The organism is Flavobacterium plurextorum (assembly GCF_024638035.1).
Lineage (GTDB): Bacteria > Bacteroidota > Bacteroidia > Flavobacteriales > Flavobacteriaceae > Flavobacterium > Flavobacterium plurextorum.
The window spans coordinates 1161668-1183808 of the sequence record NZ_CP100442.1 but is presented as its reverse complement, the minus strand read 5'-3'; the positions used below and the strand labels follow the sequence as shown (position 1 = coordinate 1183808).

Below are 22141 nucleotides of genomic sequence, written 5' to 3'. Positions count from 1 at the left end.
TTTTATTTTTCAAAAGTTTGAATCAAACTTACACTCCTAATTTTTTAGCAATGTCAGTTGGAATTCCTCCTTTATTTACCATTAAGGCAGTAGTTTTATATTTTACGAAATTCTTAGTTACAAATAAGAAACCTTTGTAGTCATTTGTTTCTCCCCAAGAATTTTTTACGATATAGTATTCTTTACCTGATTGATCTTTTGCAAGTCCAATAATATGCATTCCGTGGTCATCTGTTGTTGTGTAGTTATCAAACGCTGTTTGACGCATTTCTGGAGTAATTTCCGGCTCTGCTTTTGGTCCGTTAAACATATCTGCTTTTTCTTCAGCTGTCATGTCATCAAATTTCTTTGTTGCAACGTAAGCCACACCATTTTTCCAGCTGAAACTTTTCTCGCTCACATCTGTCGCCCATGCAACTGTATATCCTTTTTTCAAAGCATTGTCAATTACATCTGTCATATCGTTTACTTTTACGTTGTAAACTTGATCTAATGACCAGTTGTCTGGCACCATCATAGTAGTTTTTTGGTAATATGGAGATGTTGTAAAAGATGACATTTCGATATACTCGTCTGGATTAATTCCAACTACTTCTTTAGCGAAAGATTGTGGTGTATAATTTTTTCCTTTATAATTAAAATTATCCGGCACTTTTCCTAAATAAGAATCAATAACTGCTGCATACGCTTTTTGCCAGTTTGGTGTTAATTCACCATTTGGATTTTTAACTACCGCCGCAAGAACTGCTTCGATTAAAGCTCCCATTTCACCAAATTTATTTTTGTCTGTACCGTAGTTTAATCCTGTATAAACTTCTCTAGGAACAGTTCCGTATTTTTTATACATATTGATTACATCATGCAAAGCACCTCCATCACCTAGAGAAATCGCTCCATGCATACGAACATAATTCACACCTTTTTCTACATAAACATTTCTTGCAGAAAAAATTTGAGACAACTCTACTGGTTGTTTTCCTAAACGAATCATTTCTGACTCTAAAAATGAGTTTGTCGAGTAACTCCAACAAGTTCCTGATGATCCTTGAGATTTTACAGAAGTTGTTCCTAAGTTAATTACTTCAGTGAATTTAAAGTTCTCTTTACTTTTATCACTTGCATTCAGCTTTAATGAATTTACCAAAATGTCCTGCGCAAAACAGCTGCTCACACCAACCAAAAATGCTGATGCAACGAAAACTGATTTCATCGTAATTTTATACATAATCAATGATTTAAATAGTTGACTAATTAGTAGCCTTTATTTTATTTTTGTTACAAAACAATTAAATATTAAAGTATTTGTGCGAAACACAACTGTTAATTTTTTCTTAATATATCTTATTATCAAAATATTTATTACAAAAAGCCTCTATAGAGATGTCTACAGAGGCTTTTGTATTATATTTTTAAAAAGTAACTTCTTACATATTTTTTTATCTTAACCAATTACTGCCAAAAACAATGTAATAAGCCCAATCTTCTGGACCTTTTGCAACGTCAACTCCCATTCTGAGTTTAAACTTTCTGGCAACTAAGTATCTAAATCCTGTTCCGTAGCTGTAAACTACAGGTTTTGCAAAAGCTTTATCCCAATCATTAAATGCGCTTGCTACGCCGCCAAATCCCATTAAACTCCATCTTCTGTACAAATCCCAACGTAATTCTCCTTCGGTAACAATACTCGTTTTACCTTGATATCGGGCTGCAGGAATTCCTCTTAAATTAATACCTGGACGAAGATAAAAAGGCGGACTTCCAAACGCCTGCTCTCCTTCTATCCTAAGTCCGCCGATTAATTTTTTTGTTAAAGGATAATAACCTATTGCTGATAAGTTAACGCGCCAAGCATCATAATCACTGCCTATTGCATCATCTGACCAAAAAAAGTCCGACTGCAGTCTTATCCCTTTATCTGGTGTAAATATATTATCGCGTCCATCAAACTGAATGGCGGCTCCAAGCTGACTTACAGTACTTTTAATATCTCCTGGCTGAACAAATGGCGGAGGAATATTAATGTCTGGTAAATTTATTTTAGAATTTAAAAGAAGATATTGCGGCCCAGCACTCCATTTCGCATTTCTAAACTGCTTTAGCCATTGTGTATAAAAAACAGTAGATCTAAAATTGAGTTTGAATTCCTGATCTTTCCCATTTGGCAGATTGTTTTCGTAAAACGATAAGTTCATATCGCCATAGCCTGCCATAACGCGATATAATATTCTGGGTTTAACTAAAGTTGCAGAACGAAAAGCACCTGCCATCCAGCTTTTATTTCCAGTATACATCCCAATTCCACCTGTTATATCTGGATTTATAAATCGTTTTTTTCCATTTTCATCTATTACCGGCGGGCGCTTTTTAAGAAAAATTGGTACCAATGCTCCTCCTATTCCTCCCAAAGCGGGTTCGGTAATAACGGTTGGGACTACAATAAATCCATGTGCATAAATGATATAATCACTCAAATCGAAAGCTCCATCTAGAGAATCTTTTACACTTATATGCTGTTTTTGTCCCATAATTGTATGACACGAAAAAAGACAAAATGTAAAAATGAAAATTAATTTCTGAAAAAAAACTCTGTTTTTTATCACTGGATCTGAATAGTTTTTTTTCATTTAAATTAATTTAAGATTTATTGATTTTATAAATAAGCATCAACCATTTAACCAACGATTAGTTTCTTAAACTATTCTTTTGCAAAGCTGAAGACATGAGCCAATGTTAGAAAAAAAGTATTTCCTTGAAATCTGTTCACAGCACCAATCTCTGAAACCCATCGCAATCCTGCAGATGTTTTACAGCCAATATGAAAGTAGTTCACCTCAGCACCTAATGCTCCAACTCTATCTTTGCTTGGTTCAAGCACCAGAGTTCCCGCCGGAATTTCATCATGTGATACTTTATACTGCAAATAGTAAATTAATCCCGCATTAAGTATTCCTTTTGGAGCGGTTTTTTCTGCATTCATCATATAAAATGTTTTGCCTAAACCACCTTCAATACTTAAAATATCTCCTGTTTTTATATTAGTGTCTTTCTTTTTACCATTCATTTCGTAAGCTGCTAAAGCCGAAAAATGAAATGTTTTTTTATCATTAAAAAACAAAGTCGTTCCTGCCGAAAGTTCATTCATAAACATTCCAAGTCCACTATTATTACTTGCTCCCAGTTCATATTTTCCAGTTGGAAGATATAATTGATAACTGAAAACAAAATCTGCTCTTTTATTATGCCAGCCTAATTGAATTGGCTGCACAAGCATATCTGTAAAAGCAAAAGGACTTTTTGAATCTACATAACTGCCCTGAATAGTATTTGATGCAAAAGCGAATAAAATACTTGCTCCGTAATTAGCTCCTAAAATTTTGAAATCACTTACATAATTAGCTCCAACGCCCGTAATAAACATGTTGATATCTGGATTTGCAATTGATTTATCTCCATCAGAATTCCGTAAAGAACCGGCTTCATAAAAATACCCCGGCACATACAAACTCAAATTATTGGCCGGCGCTTGAGTTCCAGACTGTAATCCAGATGATCCAAGTATGTGCCCGCCTTTTAATTGCGAGTAGCCAAAAAAATAAGCGAATAAAAGAAGTAATGTCAGTGTTGATTTTATTTGTGTGTAACTATTAAATTTCGTTGTCATAATCTCTTAATTTAAATTTAGTACTTCTTCAAATTCAATCTCTGCAGACAATTCTTTTTTAGTTTGGAGACTGTTTTAAAAAATAGGCAGTTGACTTTTCAGGACTAATTCTGATAACTCTAAAATATTCTGAAGGAGATTTTCCGGTATGTTTAATAAAAGCTCTAAAACAAGTTGTTCGAGACTTAAATCCTGAAGCCCAAGCCATTCCTTCTAATGATAAACCTTTCCAGTCAGAGTCATTGATTTTTTCTTTAAAAAACTCAATTCTTTTTAAATTAATGTAGTCTTGAAAGTGAAGATTAAATTCTGAGTTAATTAAATTAGAAAGATTGTTAACTGAAATTCCTGTTTCATCAGCTACATCACGAATTACTAGATCTTTTTTCAAAAAGAGTTTTTTCGAATCAAATATGCTTTCTAATTTAGTTATATAGATTTGTTTTTTTTCTGGAGTTAACTCTTTAACAATTGGCAAGCTGTTTTTTACTTCTCTAGATGCAACGGTAATCAGATTATCCTCAACAAAATCGAAAGTATCAACCGTATTCTTGTCATGAAAAATATGAGGCGTAAAATAAAGCCATCCGACAGTAAAAATAAGAACTAGTGAAATTAAAACACAGCAGGAAAAATCGATAGTACCTGTTTTACTAATCAAAAAGAAATGCACAAAGAGAGTTGAGAATAAAAACAAGATCATCAAATTATAAATTCTGATCCATTTTAAAGTCTTTATTTTATGAAGATGATTGCCTTTAAATTTTTCTAAATCATAATTTAAAATCATCATAGTCTGGCAAAACGCATACATCAACCAAGTACCCAAACTCAAGATAGAGAAAGGACTGTTGATTTTGGCAGAAACATAAGCAATAAAATTACTATCACTATAATTTCCTATCCAAACTAAAACTGTGAGCAAAAAGTAAACGACAAATGGTACAAAATGAAGCCAGTCAAATTTTTTAAAAACGATCTCCGGGAACAAAACACTTCTCACGTACAAAAATGCACTGGGAGCCGCTAGAAAAATAAATGATTTTGTAATCATAAATAAATCAGGAAAGGCTTTAAAAATATTTGCCGATAAATAGAAATTGTAAATACTGACAACGGTCAGGCTAAACAAAAATAGTCCTAGAAAAAAACTTTTTGAGTAGTTTTTCTTTGAAAACAGAACCATAAAAGAGGTTGCAAAACCAACAATTGCTGCTATAAAAAAGAAAATTGAAAGTACTATATCGGCCATACGCTTTAAGCTTAATATAATGAATATCTTCCTTTTTTATTGAGTATCTAAATACTTAAAAAAAAAGTTACAGTTCACATTTTCATAACCGCTGCACTTGTTCTAAACGAAAAGTACAGCGGTTATGGAAATAAGTTTCAAAGCTATTTTTTTGCTAAGCCTGGAGGAAATCCTGCTAATATTTTTTTAATAGAACTATTAATAAATTCTTCAGGATTATCTGGTTTATTGTCTATTTCGGCATTTCCTATTCCTTGCCAAACCAGTTTGTCTGTTTTTGTAGAAACTATATCAATGACCAATGAGCCGTCAACATAATCATAACTATTAAATGTTGTGTTTGCGCCGCCCATCATTGCGCCGCCTCCCCAATATCCGTATGGACGATACATTCCGCCATATCCATAAAAATCTGTGTTAGCAGAAACTGAGGTTTTATTTTTTAAGATTGAAACAGCATTTACTTTTAAGTCAGGATTTGAACTTTCCGTAAATCCTTTTGAGATCATTTCAGCACGAATTGCTTTCGTAACTCGGTCAATATTTAGCTGGTTTACTTGACCTTGTTGTGTTTTTAAATCATAAACTGCAAAAGTTTTATATTCACTAAAATTTGCGGCATGATCATAATCAGTTGTAACTTTTACTGTTGGGGAGCAGCTATAAAGTAAGCCCAATACTATCATTGGGATTATGCGAAGATTTGTTCTTTTAATATTCATAATGTGGTATTTAAATTAATGATTAAATTAGTTTAACTTCAAATTATTAAAATTCCGAAAAATCTGAGAATGAACGTCTATATAACTCTTAAACTGTATGTTACCAATGTTAATTTTTCGTAAACAGCTTATTTTTACACTCTCAAAGATAAATTATTTTATTTAATTTAACATAATTGTTTGCAAAATATTCTTACTTATTTTTATCAAACATTCCTTTTCTAAAACAAATTAAATTAGCAGTTGAACCTTTTCTATTTACCTTGTACAACTACATAACTATCTTGGCCGTCTTGTGAAATTGGCTGATAGTAAACATTATTATAAATCATATATTTTTGCCCGTCTATTGTTTTCTCTTCAGATCCTTCCGGCAAATGTGTAACTATAGCTCCTACCGGTGCATTTACTACTTTATATTTCGAGGTATCTTTAGTATAATAAGTTCCTCCATAGTAATAATAGTCAACACCAGAGACATTAATGGTCACATAACCTTTTGGCAATTCAGAAATAGTTGCTCCCAAAGGTGCTGGAACTACTTTGTAACCGCCTGAATCTTTTACATAATAAACTCCATCATCATAATTGTATTGATTATCCTCAACTGAAATGATAATTGCAGCTGTAGTTAATGTGGCCGCAAAAAATCCTATCGGATACCATGTTGGTCCCCAATAATAAGGAACAAACGGATGATAGATGTAAGGATACGGCACCGGATAAGGATGAAACGGCGGCGGAGGCAATGGTCTAGGATAAGGATGCGGAGGTATTGGTCGCGGTCCAGGCGGAATTGGACGCGGACCTGGAGGTATTGGTCTTGGCGTAGGTGGAATTGGTCGTGGTGATGGCGGATGTATCGGCATTGGTCTCGGCATTACTGCGTGAGGTGTAAAATGACCAAATCGTTGTGCATTTGCAGATTCTGGAACAATCAGCATTATTACAAATACTACAGCAGCAACAAATACTTTTATATGTTTTAGTAAATCTAATTTCATGGTTGTAGAATTTTAGATGATTATTTTTTCGTTTCTCTTTCCTTAAGGGGAACTTTTACAGCCTTTGGCGGGGCTGCAAATTCAAACATATAATCGGGGAAATCTGGATTTACAACCCAATCTTTGTATACCGCTTCATATTGAGGCTTGTCTTTGTCATTAGTATAAACTATAACCATTTTTACAGGCAGGAAAAAATCATCGCTTCCAATCCAGAATTGAAAACTTTTGTTTTTATCTGCACCAGCAATATGAAAACATTCTTTGTCGTCAATAATAGTTTTACCTAAATAAATTAAGTTTCCTTTTTCTGCCTTAAGATCATCTAAGAATGTTTCGTAGAAAAAATCAGCCGCAGGAAATTCAATTCCGAATTTTTTGCTGGTTTCGTCGATGGTTTCTATAACCGTTTTTGGTGCGGCTGCAGTTGCATATGTATTATTATCAAAAGAATAATAGTATAAACTCTTGCCGTTATACCATAAACTTCTGTTTCCTTTATCTCCAGTTGAAGTGATTTTTAGTTTATCTGGAAATTTGATCGAAACTTTTTCATTTATCGAGTGCTTAATTAATCCGAGACTTTCGTTAGAAATATCGTAAGTCATTATCGATTTAAAACTGCATGATTTTATGTATTGCAATGATTCTGTGGTTCTATGCAAAATATAAACTGCTGCAGAATCAATTCTTGTTGTCTGGCTTTGCATTGTAATTGTTATAATAGCAAAACCGATTAAAAACATAATTTTTTTACTCATACTTACAATTATTTAATTAACGAAAATTATATTTCTGCCGAAATAGGCAATCTTCCTTCTTTTACTGCTTCAACCAATTTATTATAATCCAATTCGTTTTGATGGGCATATGAAATCGAAAATTTTGAAATTGCATTCGCAAACTCATCGTTGTTTCCTATGTATCCTGACAATATTGAAGGATCTCCTGATCGTGCATGAGCTCTTGCAAGTGCCCAACCGCAGGCTTTTGCATAATCAGCCATGTTTTCTGATTTCATTATTTCGATAACTGGTTTTATTTTGGCATCTCGAAGCTGACGGATATAAAAAAACCTGCCTCGATCATCATTTGTCCATCCTAAAAACATATCTGAAGCCGACTGCATTAACTTTTGTCCCATTACAATTCGTTCGCCTTGATGCTTGTATTTTCCCTTAATTTTTACATTTGGTTCTAAAACACTTTGTCTAGCTTCTTTAAACTGTAAAAAAATAGGTTCACCGCTTGCCGACATTAATAAACTGATTCCGCAAAGAGTTCCAACACTTCCTACACCTACCACTTTTATAGCAAAGTCATGTATTGTATATCGGCTTAATAAAATCTGTTTATCTTCAGGAAGTGATTCTACATATCGTTTATGAATCAGCTTAGCTTCTCTTAAAGTATAATTTTCATCTGTTCCTGATGGATGATAAATCAATGGCGGATCATCTTTTATTTTCGCCCGAACCCCATCTAGATAAGTCATTTTTGCAAACTCTTTTTCGTGCGCGGTAGATTCAGCTGCTTTTTTTATTCGTTTTTGCTGAAACTCTTTTAGCTCTTCATCTTTTCCTAATTCAATAAGTTCTGCCAAATCAATATCGGCATACCAAATTTGAAGTGCCGATAATTTACTGTATTCGAGCATGTGTCTTTTATAACTGTCTGCAACATGCCAGGCAAATTCTTTACTGGTTTTATTTGAGAACTTTCTCCATTTTCCTGCTATAGCAAAACTTGCCGCGAGTCTTTTTACATCCCATTCCCAAGGTCCTGGAAAAGTTTCATCAAAATCATTAATATCAAAAACCAATTTACGTTCTGGAGTAGCAAAACCGCCAAAATTCATTAAATGACAATCGCCGCAAAGCTGTAAATGTATTCCCGTACTTGGAGTATTGACTAAATCTGCTGCCATAATTGCTGCTGCTCCTCTGTAAAATGCAAAAGGAGATTCAATCATTCTTCTGTATCGAATGGGCAGTAAATCTTCAATTCGACCAATACTGGTTTTTATCAAAACAGCAATTGGATCTTCTCTATCTTCTGGTGCTGACCATTCGTGATGAGAAGAACGAGGCACATCTTTTCTAATCGCTGCTCCTTTATCGTAGCGTTCTGCTTTTGATGCCAAAGGATCAAATAAGCTCTCGTTGTTATCTGCTGCTTTTTCGGTCATAAGAATGATTTTTATTTCACTTCTTTAATATCATCCATTTTCCAGCTTTTATCAAAATACGCTGTAGTTGGACCATAGAAACGCATATACGTAAACCAATGTTTTCCTTGTAAAGTTTGAACCCAGTTCTTCTCTTTTCCAGCTGGAGCTTTTGGTCCGAAATATAAATCTATAGAACCGTCACTATTTTTTATTAAATCCTTACGAGAAGATAAATCAGCATTTTGCTGTGGATTATCAATCAAACATCGCGTCGCAGAATCGTAAACGGTAATAGACCAAAAATTAACTGCGGGTGGATTTGCAGGAACATTTAAAGTATAATTTTTACCTCCGTCTAACCATTTTCCTTCATTATCAAAGTAAGATCCTAAATACGCCTGACCAACATTTGGTGTTTTAGTAATCATAGCTTTTGAATAGGTAACAGCTTCATAAAAATAAGATGCTCTTTCAAAAAACTCATCATAATTATCAGCATGCTGCGATGGATCTTTGATGATCATAACATAATCCCATTTTTTATCTGGCCAATGTTTTACATCTGCAAAACGTTTACTAAAAGAATTTGCCATTGCCATTTGCTCTCCCTTTTCTGAAGCAGCAATCAAAATTTTCTTCTGACGTTCATCTGGAGCAAAAGGTTTACCTTTTTCTATTCCAAGATTTCTAAGCCAAGCCATAAAAAAACGATCCCTTTCTTCTACTGGTTCATTTTGCAAAATTGCATGAAGACATTCCCAATATTTAATTCCAGAAGGCTGAATTCCGTACCATTTTTTATCGGCGGGCGGACTCACTATTTTTGTTGGTGTTGGATTTGCTCTTTGAGCATAAGGATATATTTTTACTTGTTTTACTAATGCCTCTGTGACTTTAGGATCTGGATCTAGAGTTCTAAAACCAAAAAACATATTTACAGTCGTGCAAGGAATTATAAAATATCCGTCTGCTTTAAAATCTTTCATTGTTGGCGGTACTAAAACATATTTTCCGCCTTTTCCTTTATCTGGCCCCATTTCTCCAATTGTAGCCTGTTCTCTTTGCCAAAAATCAGCTAATCCTCCGGCAGTACGTCCAGCCGGCATTTCGATAACTGTAGGTCCATTTGCCTTTAAATCAATAAATGACATAACATATGGAGTTGTAGCATTTGCTGTTAAAATTCCTAATCTGTCATGATAGGTGTTATACAATACAAGATCGTTACTTGTTGCTTTGAATGTTTGATAGTGCTGTTGCTGCCACTCGGCGAAAGCCACAATAGGCAATGCCCACAAATAAGTTTGAGTCGCCTGCTGAAAATCCATTTCATCAAATAATTCCGGAATTGATTCTTTTGAAGGCAGTTCGCCATCCATTTTAATCTTAGTTCCAACTTCTGAAACTGAAGCTGTTCCTTCATTTTTTGTCGTTGATTTTGTGCACGATATCAAAAAGGCAATTAGTACAAAAGATAAAATTTTCAATTTCATGATATGTTTTTTTAATGGAAGAAAAAAATATTCTATGATCCGGGAAAAACAAATGCCACAACAGCTCTTAATCCCCAATCTGGTTTAATTGACGAAGGACCTACAATTGGAATTAAAGGCATAACAGCAAATTGAACCATTTGCTTTCCTACTTTTGTAACGGCGCCAATAGACGGATTTAAAGTTATTAATGTGGTATTGGCTTCCCAGTTTTGAGTTATTTCGGCATTAACACCTAAACTTGCGCCGCTTTTATAACTATGTGAAAGAAAAATCTGTGTGTAAAACTGGTTAAAATCTGCTCTGTCTTGATTTCCTGCCACAGACCAAATCTGATTGGCAATAAATCCCACCGAAAGTCCTTTGCCTTGATGCGTTACTAAAGCACTCGGCCCAACTCCAAATTTTTCTGTGCCTAAAAATTTATCTGTTGCAGTGGGAACCAAAAAAGCGGGTCCAAATCCTAAAATAATCCCTTTCGTTTTAGGTGCAAAAAAAGCAGTTACAGTTGCATCACTCAATCCAAACTGATGCGTATTTTCTCCTGTAATATCTCTTTGATCTACAACTGGAAGTATATAACGGGTAATCAGATTTAAATTTTCACTTAATTTAAAAGGAACTACCGGCTGTATATTTATAGTATATTTTGATCCGTTAAAAGGTCCAATGCCATAATTTAAATTATTCTGCAAAGGCACACTAATAAGACTTGCCACAGGATTTGCCAGTTTATCTGCAATTTCTTGCGCACTTGCTCCCGGTTTATCTGCTTCTTGGGCATTTGCACCATTGTAAACCAAAGAAAAAACAAAGCTGAAAAACAACCATTTGAATCGTTTCATACTATTTGAATTAGAAGTTATTTGTCTGCAAATACTTTTTTCCAATCGTCTTTCATGCTTATTACATGATATTTGTATTTTGCAGCTGTATTTAATGACAAATTATCTTTTTCCTGATAATTGTATTCTCTAATAGAATCATTATGATTTACAATTAATTGAAAAGATGGGTATTTGTTTCCTGAAGAATATCTAAGCATGGCAAGATCGCCGGCTCCACCTTCATTTCCGCAGGCAAAAACAGGTCGTTGACCAATGTGCAATTGTATCCCGACAGGTTTTCCTTCTTTATCATTAAAATGATCTAAAGCTGGTTCTCTTAAAACTGTATTTTTAGCATCATCATATTTATATTTGAAAGAAGTTCCAACTACTTGATCTTTTGGGATTCCATAAAAATCCTGAGATATTGCTCTAACAACTTCAACCGTTCCACCAGTTACAATGAAAGTTTTGAAACCATTTGCACGCAAATAATTCAAAAGCTCCAATTGAGGCTGGTATCTGATTTGTTTTAGCGGAACATTTTTACCAGGATATTGGGCGCCAGCAAAAAAATCTTTTGTTGATGCTTCAAACTCATCTTCTGTCATGCCTGTATGAGTTGCAGCAACTAACTCAATAAGAGCCTTATCTCCACCTTTTTCAAAATAACTTTTATCTTTTTCTACTACAGCTTTAAAAGGCTGTTTTTGCGCTAAAGCCGGATTAGCTTCAACCATTTTTTTTACGCGATAAAAAGCAAATAATTCCTGAACATAAGGCTTTTCAGCCCAAAGTGTTCCGTCGTTATCAAAAGTGGCTATTCTATTTTCTATCGGAATAAAATCTGGACTTCCTTCTTTGGTTACTTTTTCAACATAAGCGATAATGTCTTTTTTTAAAGTACCGTCGTTCCAGCTTGGCAGTGGATCACCGCTTGTAGCAACTGTTTCTGTATTCTCTTTTGAATTTACAGTTGTATTTTCTTCTGATTTATTTTTACAAGAAACAAACAAAAATAAAAACAGAGCTGTGAGATATAATTTTCTATACATAATGTGAGTCATTAAATAGTAAAGCCCAAATTATACCAATAACTCAGGCTTTACTTAAGATTATTACTTTATTTTTTCTTTTTGGATGTGGCTTCAGCCTCTTCTTTTACTTTAGGAAGAACATTTTTCTCAATGTATTTTTGAGCTTTAATATCTCTCATAGCTTCTTCCATAATCGTGTAAGCAGAGAAACTCGGCGGTATTGATCTTGGAGGGTATTCTTTAAATGTTTCGGCAAATACTCCTACATCATTTATAGCACCATACACCATTTGAACGTGATTCATTACCCAATCCCAATACGTATTAGAAGTGAAATCGGCTCTTTCAAAAGGGTCTTGATATAAATTGAATATTTTTTGTAAACGAAGTTTGGTAAAAGGTTCCGCCCATACACCAAGTGTTCCAGCTAGACGCTGTTCTGCAAAAACATACTTATAATCTCCTTCTCTCAAACCAACCAAAAGACCATCATCATCAGTATAAAAGAATTTATCTCTGGCGCTCTTTTGTGTTTTTCCTAGTAAAAAATTACTTTGATCAAAACCATCTAAATGTACTTTATAGGTTTTACCATTTGCATTGTAACCTTTTAAAAGTTTATTAACGATATCTGGTTCTCCTGCGATAGAAGCAAGAGTAGGAATCCAGTCATTATGACTCATTAACTCAGTAGTTACAGCTCCCGCTTTAATATGTCCTGGCCAGCGAACGATACAAGGTACACGGAAAGCTCCCTCCCAGTTGGTGTTTTTTTCTGAGCGAAATGGTGTCATTGCTCCATCAGGCCATGTGTTCATATGAGGTCCGTTATCTGTTGAATAAATAACAATTGTATTATCAGCAATTCCTAAATCATCTAAAGCTTTCAAAATGCTTCCGATAGTTTCATCATGTTCGATCATACCATCAACATATTCACTGTCACCATGTGTATATCTTCCTCTATGTTCAGCTCTTACGTGTGTACGAAGGTGCATACGAGTAGCATTAAACCAGCAGAAAAATGGTTTACCTGCTGCATTTTGTCTTTTGATATAATCAATTGCTGCTGCAGATGTTTCATCATCTATCGTTTCCATTCTTTTTTTAGTAAGCGGCCCCGTATCTTCAATTCTTTGTTTTCCAACTCTTCCAAAACGAGAATCTGTAGCTGCATCATCAACATTTGTTGCGGTACATTTTAAAACTCCTCTTGGTCCAAATTTTTTCAAATATTCAGGATCTTTAGGATAATCTGGCAATTCTGGTTCTTCTTCTGCATTTAAGTGATACAGATTTCCAAAAAATTCATCGAAACCATTTACAGTTGGCAAGTTTTCATTACGGTCTCCAACGTGATTTTTACCAAACTGACCTGTTGCGTAACCAAGACTTTTCATAATTCCTCCAATAGATGGATCTAACTGACTCATACCCATTGGCGCGCCAGGATAACCTACTTTAGTAAGTCCAGTTCTTAGACCGTGTTGTCCTGTTAAAAAGGCAGCACGTCCTGCAGTACAGCTTTGTTCTCCGTAATAATGAAGAAAGCGAATTCCTTCATTTGCTAGTTTATCGATATTACGAGTTGTATACCCCATTAATCCGTCGCTGTAGGCACTAATATTAGTAGTACCAATATCATCGCCCCAAAGTACCAAAATGTTGGGCTTTTTACTGCTTTGAGCACTCATCTGAGCTGCTGCAAAGCATGTAAATGCAAACAATGTCATTGCATTTTTAAATTGACTTTTAAACTTGATTTGTTTCATGGTAATTGAATTCGTTAATAATTATGCTTGTCAAGAAGATTAAATAAATTCGTACAAAAATTATTTATAAAAATTAATCAGAAAAAAATATGTTTATTAGTGTAAGTCAAGTTTTTTAAATTATTGCGAGTGGGGGAATTTGCAACAATAATTTTTTAACTTTTTTTTAAGCATTTCAAATTTATGCAATAAAACACGAGATGTTTGTGTTTGTACGGTTTTACTTCGTTTCATTTTATAACTTGCAACATCAAAACTGTTTTAATCTGCTACTATTTGTTTCAAGTTATAGATTGCAACTTCCAAAAAAGTGTATAATGAAGCTGTTAGAATGTCATTCTTTTAAATCAGTCTCAAAAAAAAGAGCCTAAATTTCATGCATTTTTAGATTAAATAACTTTGAAATAATATAAATTCTAAGTTGATTTCGCCAAAAAAGCAACTATTTTCAGTTCAACTGGTTTATTTTGCAACATCAATCTGAAAGAAAAAACTCCATTTAATTAATTTACTGACAGTTATAACTTTAATTTTAAAAGATAAATCCTTGCTAAAAACTGCCTTTTTCCTGATTTAATATTCTAAAAAACTACGAATCAGAAAATTTTGCGCAAAAAAAAAGCCATCAAAATGATGGCTTAATTTATATAGTATGTTTTAAAAAACTATTCGATTTCAGAAACTCTCATGGTGTTAACCATTCCTTTATCTTTAATTGGCATAGCAGCAAGATTAATCAAATAATCACCTTTTGCAGCATATCCTTTTTCAACAGCAATTTGATTTACATCTGTAACTGTATCATCTGTACTTTCTTCGTTATCATAAAAGAATGATTTAACTCCCCATAATAAATTCAATTGAGTTAAGATTCTTCTGTTTGAAGTAAATACTAAAATGTGAGCAGTTGAAGGTCTCCAAGCCGAAATCTGGAAAGCTGTATAACCACTGTTTGTTAAAGTACAAATTGCTTTTGCCTCAATTTCATTTGCTAATAAAGCCGCTTGATGACAAACTGTTTTAGTAACGAAACGTTTTGTTTTGATTTGAGGTGTATTTTGTGGAACGTGAATAAGTTCTGAATTTTCTACAGCTTCACAAATTTGAGTCATTCTTTGAATTACCTGAACTGGGTAATTTCCTGTTGCAGTTTCTCCAGACAACATTACAGCATCTGCACCATCCATTACTGAGTTAGCAACGTCGTTTACTTCTGCTCTTGTTGGTGTTAAACTTGTAATCATTGTTTCCATCATTTGTGTGGCAACAATAACCGGTATTCTGGCCGTTTTAGCTCTGCGAATCAAATCTTTTTGTACCAACGGTACTTCGTGTGCAGGAAGCTCAACTCCCAAATCTCCGCGAGCCACCATTAAACCATCACAATATGCTACAATTTTGTCCATGTTCTCTAGGGCTTCCGGCATTTCAATTTTAGCAATAATTGGAATTTTAACTTCTGAATGTTTCGCGATTAAGTCTTGTAAATCTTGTAAATCGCGTGGCGTTTTCACGAATGAAAGTGCGATCCAGTCTACTTTTTGCTCAATTGCAAAAATCGCATCAGCGATATCTTTTTCAGTTAAAGCTGGTAAAGAAATTTTTGTGTTTGGAAGATTAACTCCTTTTTTAGATTTTAATTCTCCACCTTGAATTACTTTAGCAACTACTTCTGTTTTTTTATCTGTAGAAACAATTTCGAAAATAAGTTTCCCATCATCAAGTAAAATACGCTCTCCAACATTTACATCATTTGGAAAATTTTGATATTTCATGAATGCTTTTTTTGCATTTCCGATAATATCTTCTGCTGTAGTGAAAGTAATTTCGTCACCATCGTGTACAACAGTTCCTTCTTCCATTACACCTACTCTAAGTTTTGGTCCTTGCAAGTCTCCAAGAATTGCTGTTGTATAACCAAACTCTTCGTTAAGTCCTCTAATAATATTAATCTTCTCTTTTACTCCTTCGTAATCAGCATGCGAAAAATTGATTCTAAACACATTAACCCCTGCATCGATCATATCCTTGATAATCTCTTTTGTACTACATGCAGGCCCAAGTGTAGCAACAATTTTGGTTTTCTTATTTGTTAACATTTTTTTTAAAAAATTAGATTGTTTTTTGATTTTATTTTATTGGTATCCACAGCATAAACTGCTGCAATACTTTCTATTGAGTTTAAATGTTGTTGAATTTCTGAAAAATCGACAGCCTCTTCGCTGTTCTCAATTTTCAGGAAAAAATCTACTTTCTTGAATTCAGGAAGTAAATGAATTGTCGTAGAAACCTCACTTGTTTCATTAGAAAACAAATTCTGAAAATCATTTGAACTCACAGAAATGATCTCATTTTTATTCTGAATCAAATTCCATGAAACAGCCTTTTCAGAATCATAATAATAAAATCTCGAAAAATTTGCCTCGCCTTCTTTAGTTTGAGCATGGATCTCGTTTTTGCTCTTACTTAAGTTAATCGGAAGGTTTTTATTGATAAAATAAGCCAATCTATAATCTTCTAATGAAGTATGAATAGCCATTAAATAATAATCAATTTCGTCAAATTCGTCTAAATCCAATCTATGAATAGCCATGTCATGAAAAATCAAGTTGTAAATATACTACTTCTATCGGAGCATCTATACTTATGTGTCGCTTGTTTTTGTTAATTTATAAACGAAAACGATTTAGCTTTAAGAAAACTACAGCGACTTTGTAATCATTTCTTGTCAATTTTTTCTTGAAATGCAAAATAGGCTCTTTGGGAAGCTTTCTCTTCTGCTTTCTTTTTTGAAGTTGCTCGCGCTCTTGCGATTACTTTATCATCAATGCTTAATTTGACACCAAACAAGCGTTGTCCGTCAATACCATTATCTTCAAAAATGTCGTAATGAAAGATTCTCTTTTCTTTCTGACACCATTCAATAACTAAGCTTTTATAACTAATTACTTTTCCTTCTAATCGAGCAATATCGACATAAGGAGTAATTACTCTTTTTTGAATAAATCTCTCGCAATACGAATATCCTTTATCCAAATATATTGCACCAACCAACGATTCAAAAATGTTTCCGTGAATGTTCTCTCCAAAATGCTGCACAGGTACTTTGCTTTCAACAAATTGTACTAGATTCAAATCTTTACCTAATTCATTCAAGTGCTCTCGGCTCACGATTTTAGAACGCATTTTAGTCAAATATCCTTCATCTCCATTTGGTGCTTTATTAAATAAATGTGCTGCAATTACGGCACTTAACATAGCATCTCCTAGAAATTCTAAACGTTCATAATTAATCGGATTTCCTGATTCATCTAATTTATTTGAAGATCTATGCGTAAACGCTTTCTTATAAAAACCGATTGTAACAGGCTGAAAACCAACTATTTTTTGAATAGTGTCAAAAAAAATCCCGTCTTCTAGAGAACGGGATTTAGAAAATATTTTTTTGATAATATTCATATACGAAAATTAGTCAACTAATTTTTTAAACAATACACAAGCATTGTGTCCGCCAAAACCAAAAGTGTTACTCATAGCAACATTTACTTCTCTTTTTTGAGGTTTGTTTAAAGTAAGATTCAATGATGGATCAATGTTTTCGTCAACCACAGTATGGTTAATTGTTGGAGGAACAATACCATGTTGCATTGCTAAAATTGAAGCGATTGCTTCAATAGCTCCAGCAGCACCAAGTAAATGTCCTGTCATTGATTTCGTTGAGTTGATATTGATGTTTTTTGCATGCTCACCAAATACAGCGCTGATCGCTTTTAATTCAGCAACATCTCCTAATGGAGTAGAAGTTCCGTGAGTATTGATATGATCAACATCTTCTGGATTCATTCCTGCATCTCTTAACGTATTTTTCATAACTGCAATAACTCCAATTCCTTCCGGATGTGGTGCAGTTAAGTGATAAGCATCAGATGACATTCCGCCTCCGCCAATTTCGCAATAAATTTTTGCTCCTCTGGCTTTTGCATGTTCGTAATCTTCAAGAACTAAAGCTCCTGCTCCTTCTCCTAACACAAAACCATCTCTAGTTGCGTCAAAAGGTCTTGAAGCCGTTTCTGGACTTTCGTTTCTTGTAGACAAAGCGTGCATTGAACTAAAACCACCCATACCAGCAATGGTAACAGCAGCTTCAGAACCACCTGATACAATAACATCACACATTCCTAAACGAATGTAATTAAAAGCATCGATTAATGCATTTGCAGAAGATGCACATGCAGAAACAGTAGTATAATTTGGTCCCATATACCCATTACGCATAGAAATATGCGCAGGAGCGATATCGGCAATCATTTTTGGAATAAAAAACGGATTGAATTTTGGAGTTCCGTCACCTTTAGCATAATAAATTACTTCATCTTGAAAAGTCTCTAAACCTCCAATTCCTGCTCCCCAAATAACACCAACTCTTTGTTTGTCGATATTATCATTAGTAAGTCCGGCATCTTTAATAGCCTCGTCACTAGCAGCAACAGCATATTGAGCAAATTTATCTAATCTTCGAGATTCTTTACGATCCATAAAATCTTCAATATTGAAGTTTTTTACTTCACAGGCAAATTTCGTTTTATGCTTTTCTGTATCATAATATGTTATAGGAGCCGCTCCGCTAACCCCATTCACAAGTGCATTCCAATATTCCTGGATATTATTCCCGATAGGAGTAAGTGCACCTAATCCTGTTACAACAACTCGCCTTAATGCCATAAATATGTATTTTGTACTTTAAACAAATAAAACCCACGCTTTCTTAACAGTTTTGTTACTTAAGAGCCATGGGTATTACAATATAAATATATCTTTTTGATTGAAAATCAATCGAAATTTAAATTTTAAAAAAATAATAACACCCGATTCTAAAAATTCCAAGTTTTAAAAAGCAAACTCCATTTTTTGGAATTTGAAAATTCAAGTTTGGAATTTTTAGAATTCGGGTGCGGTATTATTATTTTTTAGCTTCTTCGATATAAGAAATAGCTTGACCTACAGTAGCAATGTTTTCTGCTTGATCGTCTGGAATTTGAATATCAAATTCTTTTTCGAATTCCATAATAAGCTCAACAGTGTCTAATGAGTCAGCTCCCAAATCATTAGTGAAGCTTGCTTCTGTTACAACTTCGTTTTCGTCAACACCTAATTTGTCTACGATAATCGCTTTTACTCTTGATGCAATGTCTGACATAATCTTTAATTTTAGAATTTAATTTGTTGGCAAAAATAAAAAACTTTATTTTAAAACAACTATTTAGTTTATAAATGTGACACTAATTTATAAAATTAATTTCAAGAAAGCTGTTTTAAAGCTATTTATTTTCGTTTTTTATTCCGTTTTTTGCATTCTCAAAATAAGCACTATTATGAAAAAAATTATCGTTTTTGCCTCAGGATCAGGAACTAATGCAGAAAACATTATAAAACATTTTGCAAATACCGAAATTGCAAAAGTTGTTTCGGTTTTTACCAATAATGCCTCTGCAAAAGTTATTGAAAGAGCAAAAAATCATCAAATTCCAGTCGAAATCTTCTCGAAAAACGAACTTTTAGAACGAAATGTATTACAAAAAATACAAAAAATCGACCCGGATTTGATAATTCTTGCTGGCTTTTTATTAAAATTCCCAGAAAACATAATTGAGCACTATCCAAATAAGATAATAAATATTCACCCTGCACTTTTACCAAATTATGGAGGTAAAGGAATGTACGGGATGCACATACATAGAGCAATAGTAAATAATAAAGAAAAGGAAACTGGAATTTCTATTCATTATGTAAATGAAAACTATGACGAAGGAGCTATTATTTTTCAAGCAAATGTAGCATTAACTGAAAATGACACTCCAGAAACAGTAGCCGAAAAGATTCACGAATTGGAACAAAAACACTTTCCAGAAATAATTCAGACTATCCTAGAAGATTCAAACTCTAATATTTAAACCACATAAGTCATATAAGAATATATAAGTTTGACGCTTAAATAACTATCGCCATATTGACAAAGAAATATAAGACAGTATTTTAAATGAACTTATAGTACTTGTATGGTTAATCAAAAATTAAAATGACCCAACACGAAGTACATATATACACTGATGGTGCTGCCAAAGGAAATCCTGGAAACGGCGGTTATGGCGTAGTGATGGAATTAGTGGGAACACCGCACAAAAAAGAGTTTTACGAAGGTTTTCGTCTTACGACAAACAACAGAATGGAGCTTTTAGCTGTAATTGTCGGCCTTGAAAAACTAAAAAAACCAAACATGAAAGTTCTTGTAATTTCAGATTCTAAATATGTAGTAGATTCTGTTGAAAAGAAATGGGTTCTAGGTTGGGAAAAAAAGAAATTCGCTGGCAGAAAAAATCCTGATTTATGGAAGCGTTTTTTAGTTGCTTACAGAAAACACCAAGTCGATTTTAAATGGATTAAAGGGCACAACAATCATCCTCAAAATGAGCGCTGTGACCAATTGGCTGTTATGGCATCAATGCAGCCTAAACTCTCTGTAGATGTTTATTATGAAACCATTGGTTCTAAGGAATAAAAAAAAGCATCAATAGTATTGATGCTTTTTTTTTACTAACTTAATTTCCTGCTTATTCTTTATCTAAATCTTTTGCTGTTTTAAATCCTGTCAAAAGTCCAATTCCTGCCATTATAAAAATAATTGAAGGATAAACTGCTCCGTCCTGAAGAGATGTATAAGTAGTTATAAGCAGCGCAAGAAAAATTCCAACACCGCTTCCTATTAATAAGAAAGCAAAATTTACCACAAAAATTTTCCAAACAGGAACGCCGCTTCCTCTTCCCTGCAAAAAGATACTTGCATCTACTCCTTTTTCTATAAGAGCCAAACGCTCTCTATTTCTTGTTGAAAAGATTAAATAAACGATCCCGAAGATCATTAAGAAAAGACTAATTGGAATTAAAATTTTTTCGTCCATGATGTTTTATGTTTTTAATTGATTGATATACCCATATGACGAGGCTTTTTTAATTGAGGTTACAAGAAAGAGAAAAAAAAATCCAAATTTTTAAACACAAACTTCAAAACTCACTGATAATCAACTACTTTTGATTGTGTTTTTTACTACACAAACTTTGTCAAAAATTAAAACTTTGACAAAGTTCAAGACTGCAATTAGAATTTGAAATTTAATTATTACTTTTTTTTCTAAAAACGTGTAACCTAAATAAACAAACTGTCGTCCTATATAATATGAGCACACTAAATGATCAACATTATATCGATAAAATTCTGCATGGCGAGACAAAAGCTTTTGCCATACTTGTTGATCGTTATAAAGATATGATCTTTACATTGGCGCTCAAAATGGTAAAAAATCGAGAAGAAGCGGAAGAAGTTGCACAAGACACCTTTATTAAAATTTTTAGTTCTTTAAACAAATTCAAAGGTGATTCTAAATTCTCGACCTGGATTTACAAAATTGCTTATAATACTTGTCTGGACAGATTGAAGAAAAGCAAAAAAGAAGAATTAAATATTTCTATAGATGATTTTTCTTCGCATTTAATCAAAACAATGGATAATGCATTAAGCGTTTTAGAAGAAAAAGAACGAAAGCATACGATTCAGAAATGTTTAAATTTATTACCCAATGATGAAAATTTCCTTTTGACTTTATTTTATTTTGATGATCAAAATTTAGAAGAAATTGGAAAAATCATGAATATATCGGCAAATAATGCGAAAGTAAAATTATTTAGAAGCAGACAAAAATTAGCCGTAATTTTAAGACAGCAGTTAGAACCTGAAATAATAGAATGTTATGAGAGAGAGCGATAAAAACATAGAACAATTTATTGATAAAATGATGGCTGAAGAAAAACTGCAGTCACCATCATTCGATTTTACTTCTAAAATAATGGCTGAAGTTCATTTATTAGAAGAGAAAAAAATCAAAACATATCAACCATTAATTTCTAAACCTGTTTGGTTTTTTATAGGAACCGCAATAGTTGCTTTGATTATTTACATATCTCTTTTTTCTGTTTCAGAAAATAATCTAGAAATTGGAAAATTATATACGGACAAAATTGCAAATGCATTCTCAGGAATCCATCTTTCTAAAACTACACTGTATGCTGTTTTAATAGTTCCCTTTATGGTCTTAGTTCAAGTTGGGGTTTTGAAAAATTATTTTGATAAGAAATATCAACTATAGCTTTA

The 22141-nt window shown here is 33.4% G+C and carries 22 protein-coding genes; 4 read left to right on the top strand and 18 right to left on the bottom strand.

Features of this window, described 5'->3' with window-relative positions:
• Positions 1-28: 28 nt before the first annotated feature.
• From NLG42_RS05525 to NLG42_RS05445, 17 genes are all read right to left on the bottom strand, one after another.
• Positions 29-1225, bottom strand: a complete 1197-nt coding sequence (locus NLG42_RS05525) for a C1 family peptidase (protein ID WP_089058944.1) — start codon at positions 1223-1225, stop codon at positions 29-31.
• Positions 1226-1436: 211 nt separating this feature from the next.
• Positions 1437-2624 carry a BamA/TamA family outer membrane protein gene (locus NLG42_RS05520; RefSeq protein WP_257683214.1) on the bottom strand — a complete coding sequence of 396 codons (1188 nt, stop codon included), beginning with the start codon at positions 2622-2624 and terminating at the stop codon, positions 1437-1439.
• Between the two features lie 71 nt (positions 2625-2695).
• On the bottom strand, positions 2696-3661 hold the full coding sequence (locus NLG42_RS05515) for a SphA family protein (protein ID WP_099717790.1): 966 nt from the start codon (positions 3659-3661) through the stop codon (positions 2696-2698).
• A gap of 58 nt (positions 3662-3719) precedes the next feature.
• Complete coding sequence (locus tag NLG42_RS05510; protein WP_257683213.1) at positions 3720-4913, bottom strand: helix-turn-helix domain-containing protein; 1194 nt, start codon at positions 4911-4913, stop codon at positions 3720-3722.
• A 143-nt stretch (positions 4914-5056) separates the two neighbouring features.
• Positions 5057-5635 (bottom strand): DUF4136 domain-containing protein, encoded by a 579-nt coding sequence (locus tag NLG42_RS05505; RefSeq protein WP_089053634.1) that lies wholly within the window; start codon positions 5633-5635, stop codon positions 5057-5059.
• Between the two features lie 254 nt (positions 5636-5889).
• Complete coding sequence (locus tag NLG42_RS05500; protein ID WP_123922197.1) at positions 5890-6639, bottom strand: DUF6515 family protein; 750 nt, start codon at positions 6637-6639, stop codon at positions 5890-5892.
• Between the two features lie 20 nt (positions 6640-6659).
• The gene (locus NLG42_RS05495; protein WP_089058940.1) at positions 6660-7400 is read right to left on the bottom strand and encodes a DUF2092 domain-containing protein; all 741 of its coding nucleotides are present in this window, start codon (positions 7398-7400) and stop codon (positions 6660-6662) included.
• Between the two features lie 26 nt (positions 7401-7426).
• Positions 7427-8827 carry a DUF2252 domain-containing protein gene (locus tag NLG42_RS05490; RefSeq protein WP_257683212.1) on the bottom strand — a complete coding sequence of 467 codons (1401 nt, stop codon included), beginning with the start codon at positions 8825-8827 and terminating at the stop codon, positions 7427-7429.
• An 11-nt stretch (positions 8828-8838) separates the two neighbouring features.
• Positions 8839-10302 (bottom strand): DUF1254 domain-containing protein, encoded by a 1464-nt coding sequence (locus tag NLG42_RS05485; RefSeq protein ID WP_257683211.1) that lies wholly within the window; start codon positions 10300-10302, stop codon positions 8839-8841.
• Positions 10303-10334: 32 nt separating this feature from the next.
• Complete coding sequence (locus NLG42_RS05480; protein ID WP_257683210.1) at positions 10335-11147, bottom strand: hypothetical protein; 813 nt, start codon at positions 11145-11147, stop codon at positions 10335-10337.
• A gap of 17 nt (positions 11148-11164) precedes the next feature.
• The gene (locus tag NLG42_RS05475; RefSeq protein ID WP_089058936.1) at positions 11165-12184 is read right to left on the bottom strand and encodes an HAD family hydrolase; all 1020 of its coding nucleotides are present in this window, start codon (positions 12182-12184) and stop codon (positions 11165-11167) included.
• A gap of 68 nt (positions 12185-12252) precedes the next feature.
• Positions 12253-13938: an arylsulfatase gene (locus NLG42_RS05470; protein WP_257683209.1), complete on the bottom strand. Its 1686-nt coding sequence runs from the start codon at positions 13936-13938 to the stop codon at positions 12253-12255.
• A 665-nt stretch (positions 13939-14603) separates the two neighbouring features.
• The gene (gene pyk / locus NLG42_RS05465) at positions 14604-16037 is read right to left on the bottom strand and encodes a pyruvate kinase (protein ID WP_257683208.1); all 1434 of its coding nucleotides are present in this window, start codon (positions 16035-16037) and stop codon (positions 14604-14606) included.
• 5 nt (positions 16038-16042) lie between these two features.
• The gene (locus NLG42_RS05460) at positions 16043-16531 is read right to left on the bottom strand and encodes an IPExxxVDY family protein (RefSeq protein ID WP_089058933.1); all 489 of its coding nucleotides are present in this window, start codon (positions 16529-16531) and stop codon (positions 16043-16045) included.
• Between the two features lie 125 nt (positions 16532-16656).
• On the bottom strand, positions 16657-17397 hold the full coding sequence (rnc, locus tag NLG42_RS05455) for a ribonuclease III (protein ID WP_089058932.1): 741 nt from the start codon (positions 17395-17397) through the stop codon (positions 16657-16659).
• A gap of 9 nt (positions 17398-17406) precedes the next feature.
• Positions 17407-18660 (bottom strand): beta-ketoacyl-ACP synthase II, encoded by a 1254-nt coding sequence (fabF, locus tag NLG42_RS05450; protein ID WP_089053623.1) that lies wholly within the window; start codon positions 18658-18660, stop codon positions 17407-17409.
• A gap of 238 nt (positions 18661-18898) precedes the next feature.
• Complete coding sequence (locus tag NLG42_RS05445) at positions 18899-19135, bottom strand: acyl carrier protein (protein ID WP_007137004.1); 237 nt, start codon at positions 19133-19135, stop codon at positions 18899-18901.
• A 175-nt stretch (positions 19136-19310) separates the two neighbouring features.
• Here NLG42_RS05445 and purN point away from each other — a divergent pair, with 175 nt between their 5' ends.
• The gene (gene purN, locus NLG42_RS05440) at positions 19311-19889 is read left to right on the top strand and encodes a phosphoribosylglycinamide formyltransferase (protein ID WP_089058931.1); all 579 of its coding nucleotides are present in this window, start codon (positions 19311-19313) and stop codon (positions 19887-19889) included.
• Between the two features lie 125 nt (positions 19890-20014).
• Entirely contained in the window at positions 20015-20494 is a 480-nt protein-coding gene (gene rnhA / locus NLG42_RS05435) for a ribonuclease HI (protein ID WP_089058930.1), read from the top strand.
• A 52-nt stretch (positions 20495-20546) separates the two neighbouring features.
• Here rnhA and NLG42_RS05430 read toward each other — a convergent pair whose 3' ends face one another.
• Complete coding sequence (locus tag NLG42_RS05430; RefSeq protein ID WP_089058929.1) at positions 20547-20894, bottom strand: DUF6249 domain-containing protein; 348 nt, start codon at positions 20892-20894, stop codon at positions 20547-20549.
• A gap of 275 nt (positions 20895-21169) precedes the next feature.
• Between NLG42_RS05430 and NLG42_RS05425 the strand changes: the two genes are divergently transcribed.
• Positions 21170-21757 (top strand): RNA polymerase sigma factor, encoded by a 588-nt coding sequence (locus tag NLG42_RS05425; protein WP_089058928.1) that lies wholly within the window; start codon positions 21170-21172, stop codon positions 21755-21757.
• Positions 21741-22136, top strand: a complete 396-nt coding sequence (locus NLG42_RS05420) for a hypothetical protein (protein ID WP_089058927.1) — start codon at positions 21741-21743, stop codon at positions 22134-22136. The genes NLG42_RS05425 and NLG42_RS05420 overlap by 17 nt, the downstream gene beginning before the upstream one ends.
• The last annotated feature ends 5 nt before the right edge of the window (positions 22137-22141 follow it).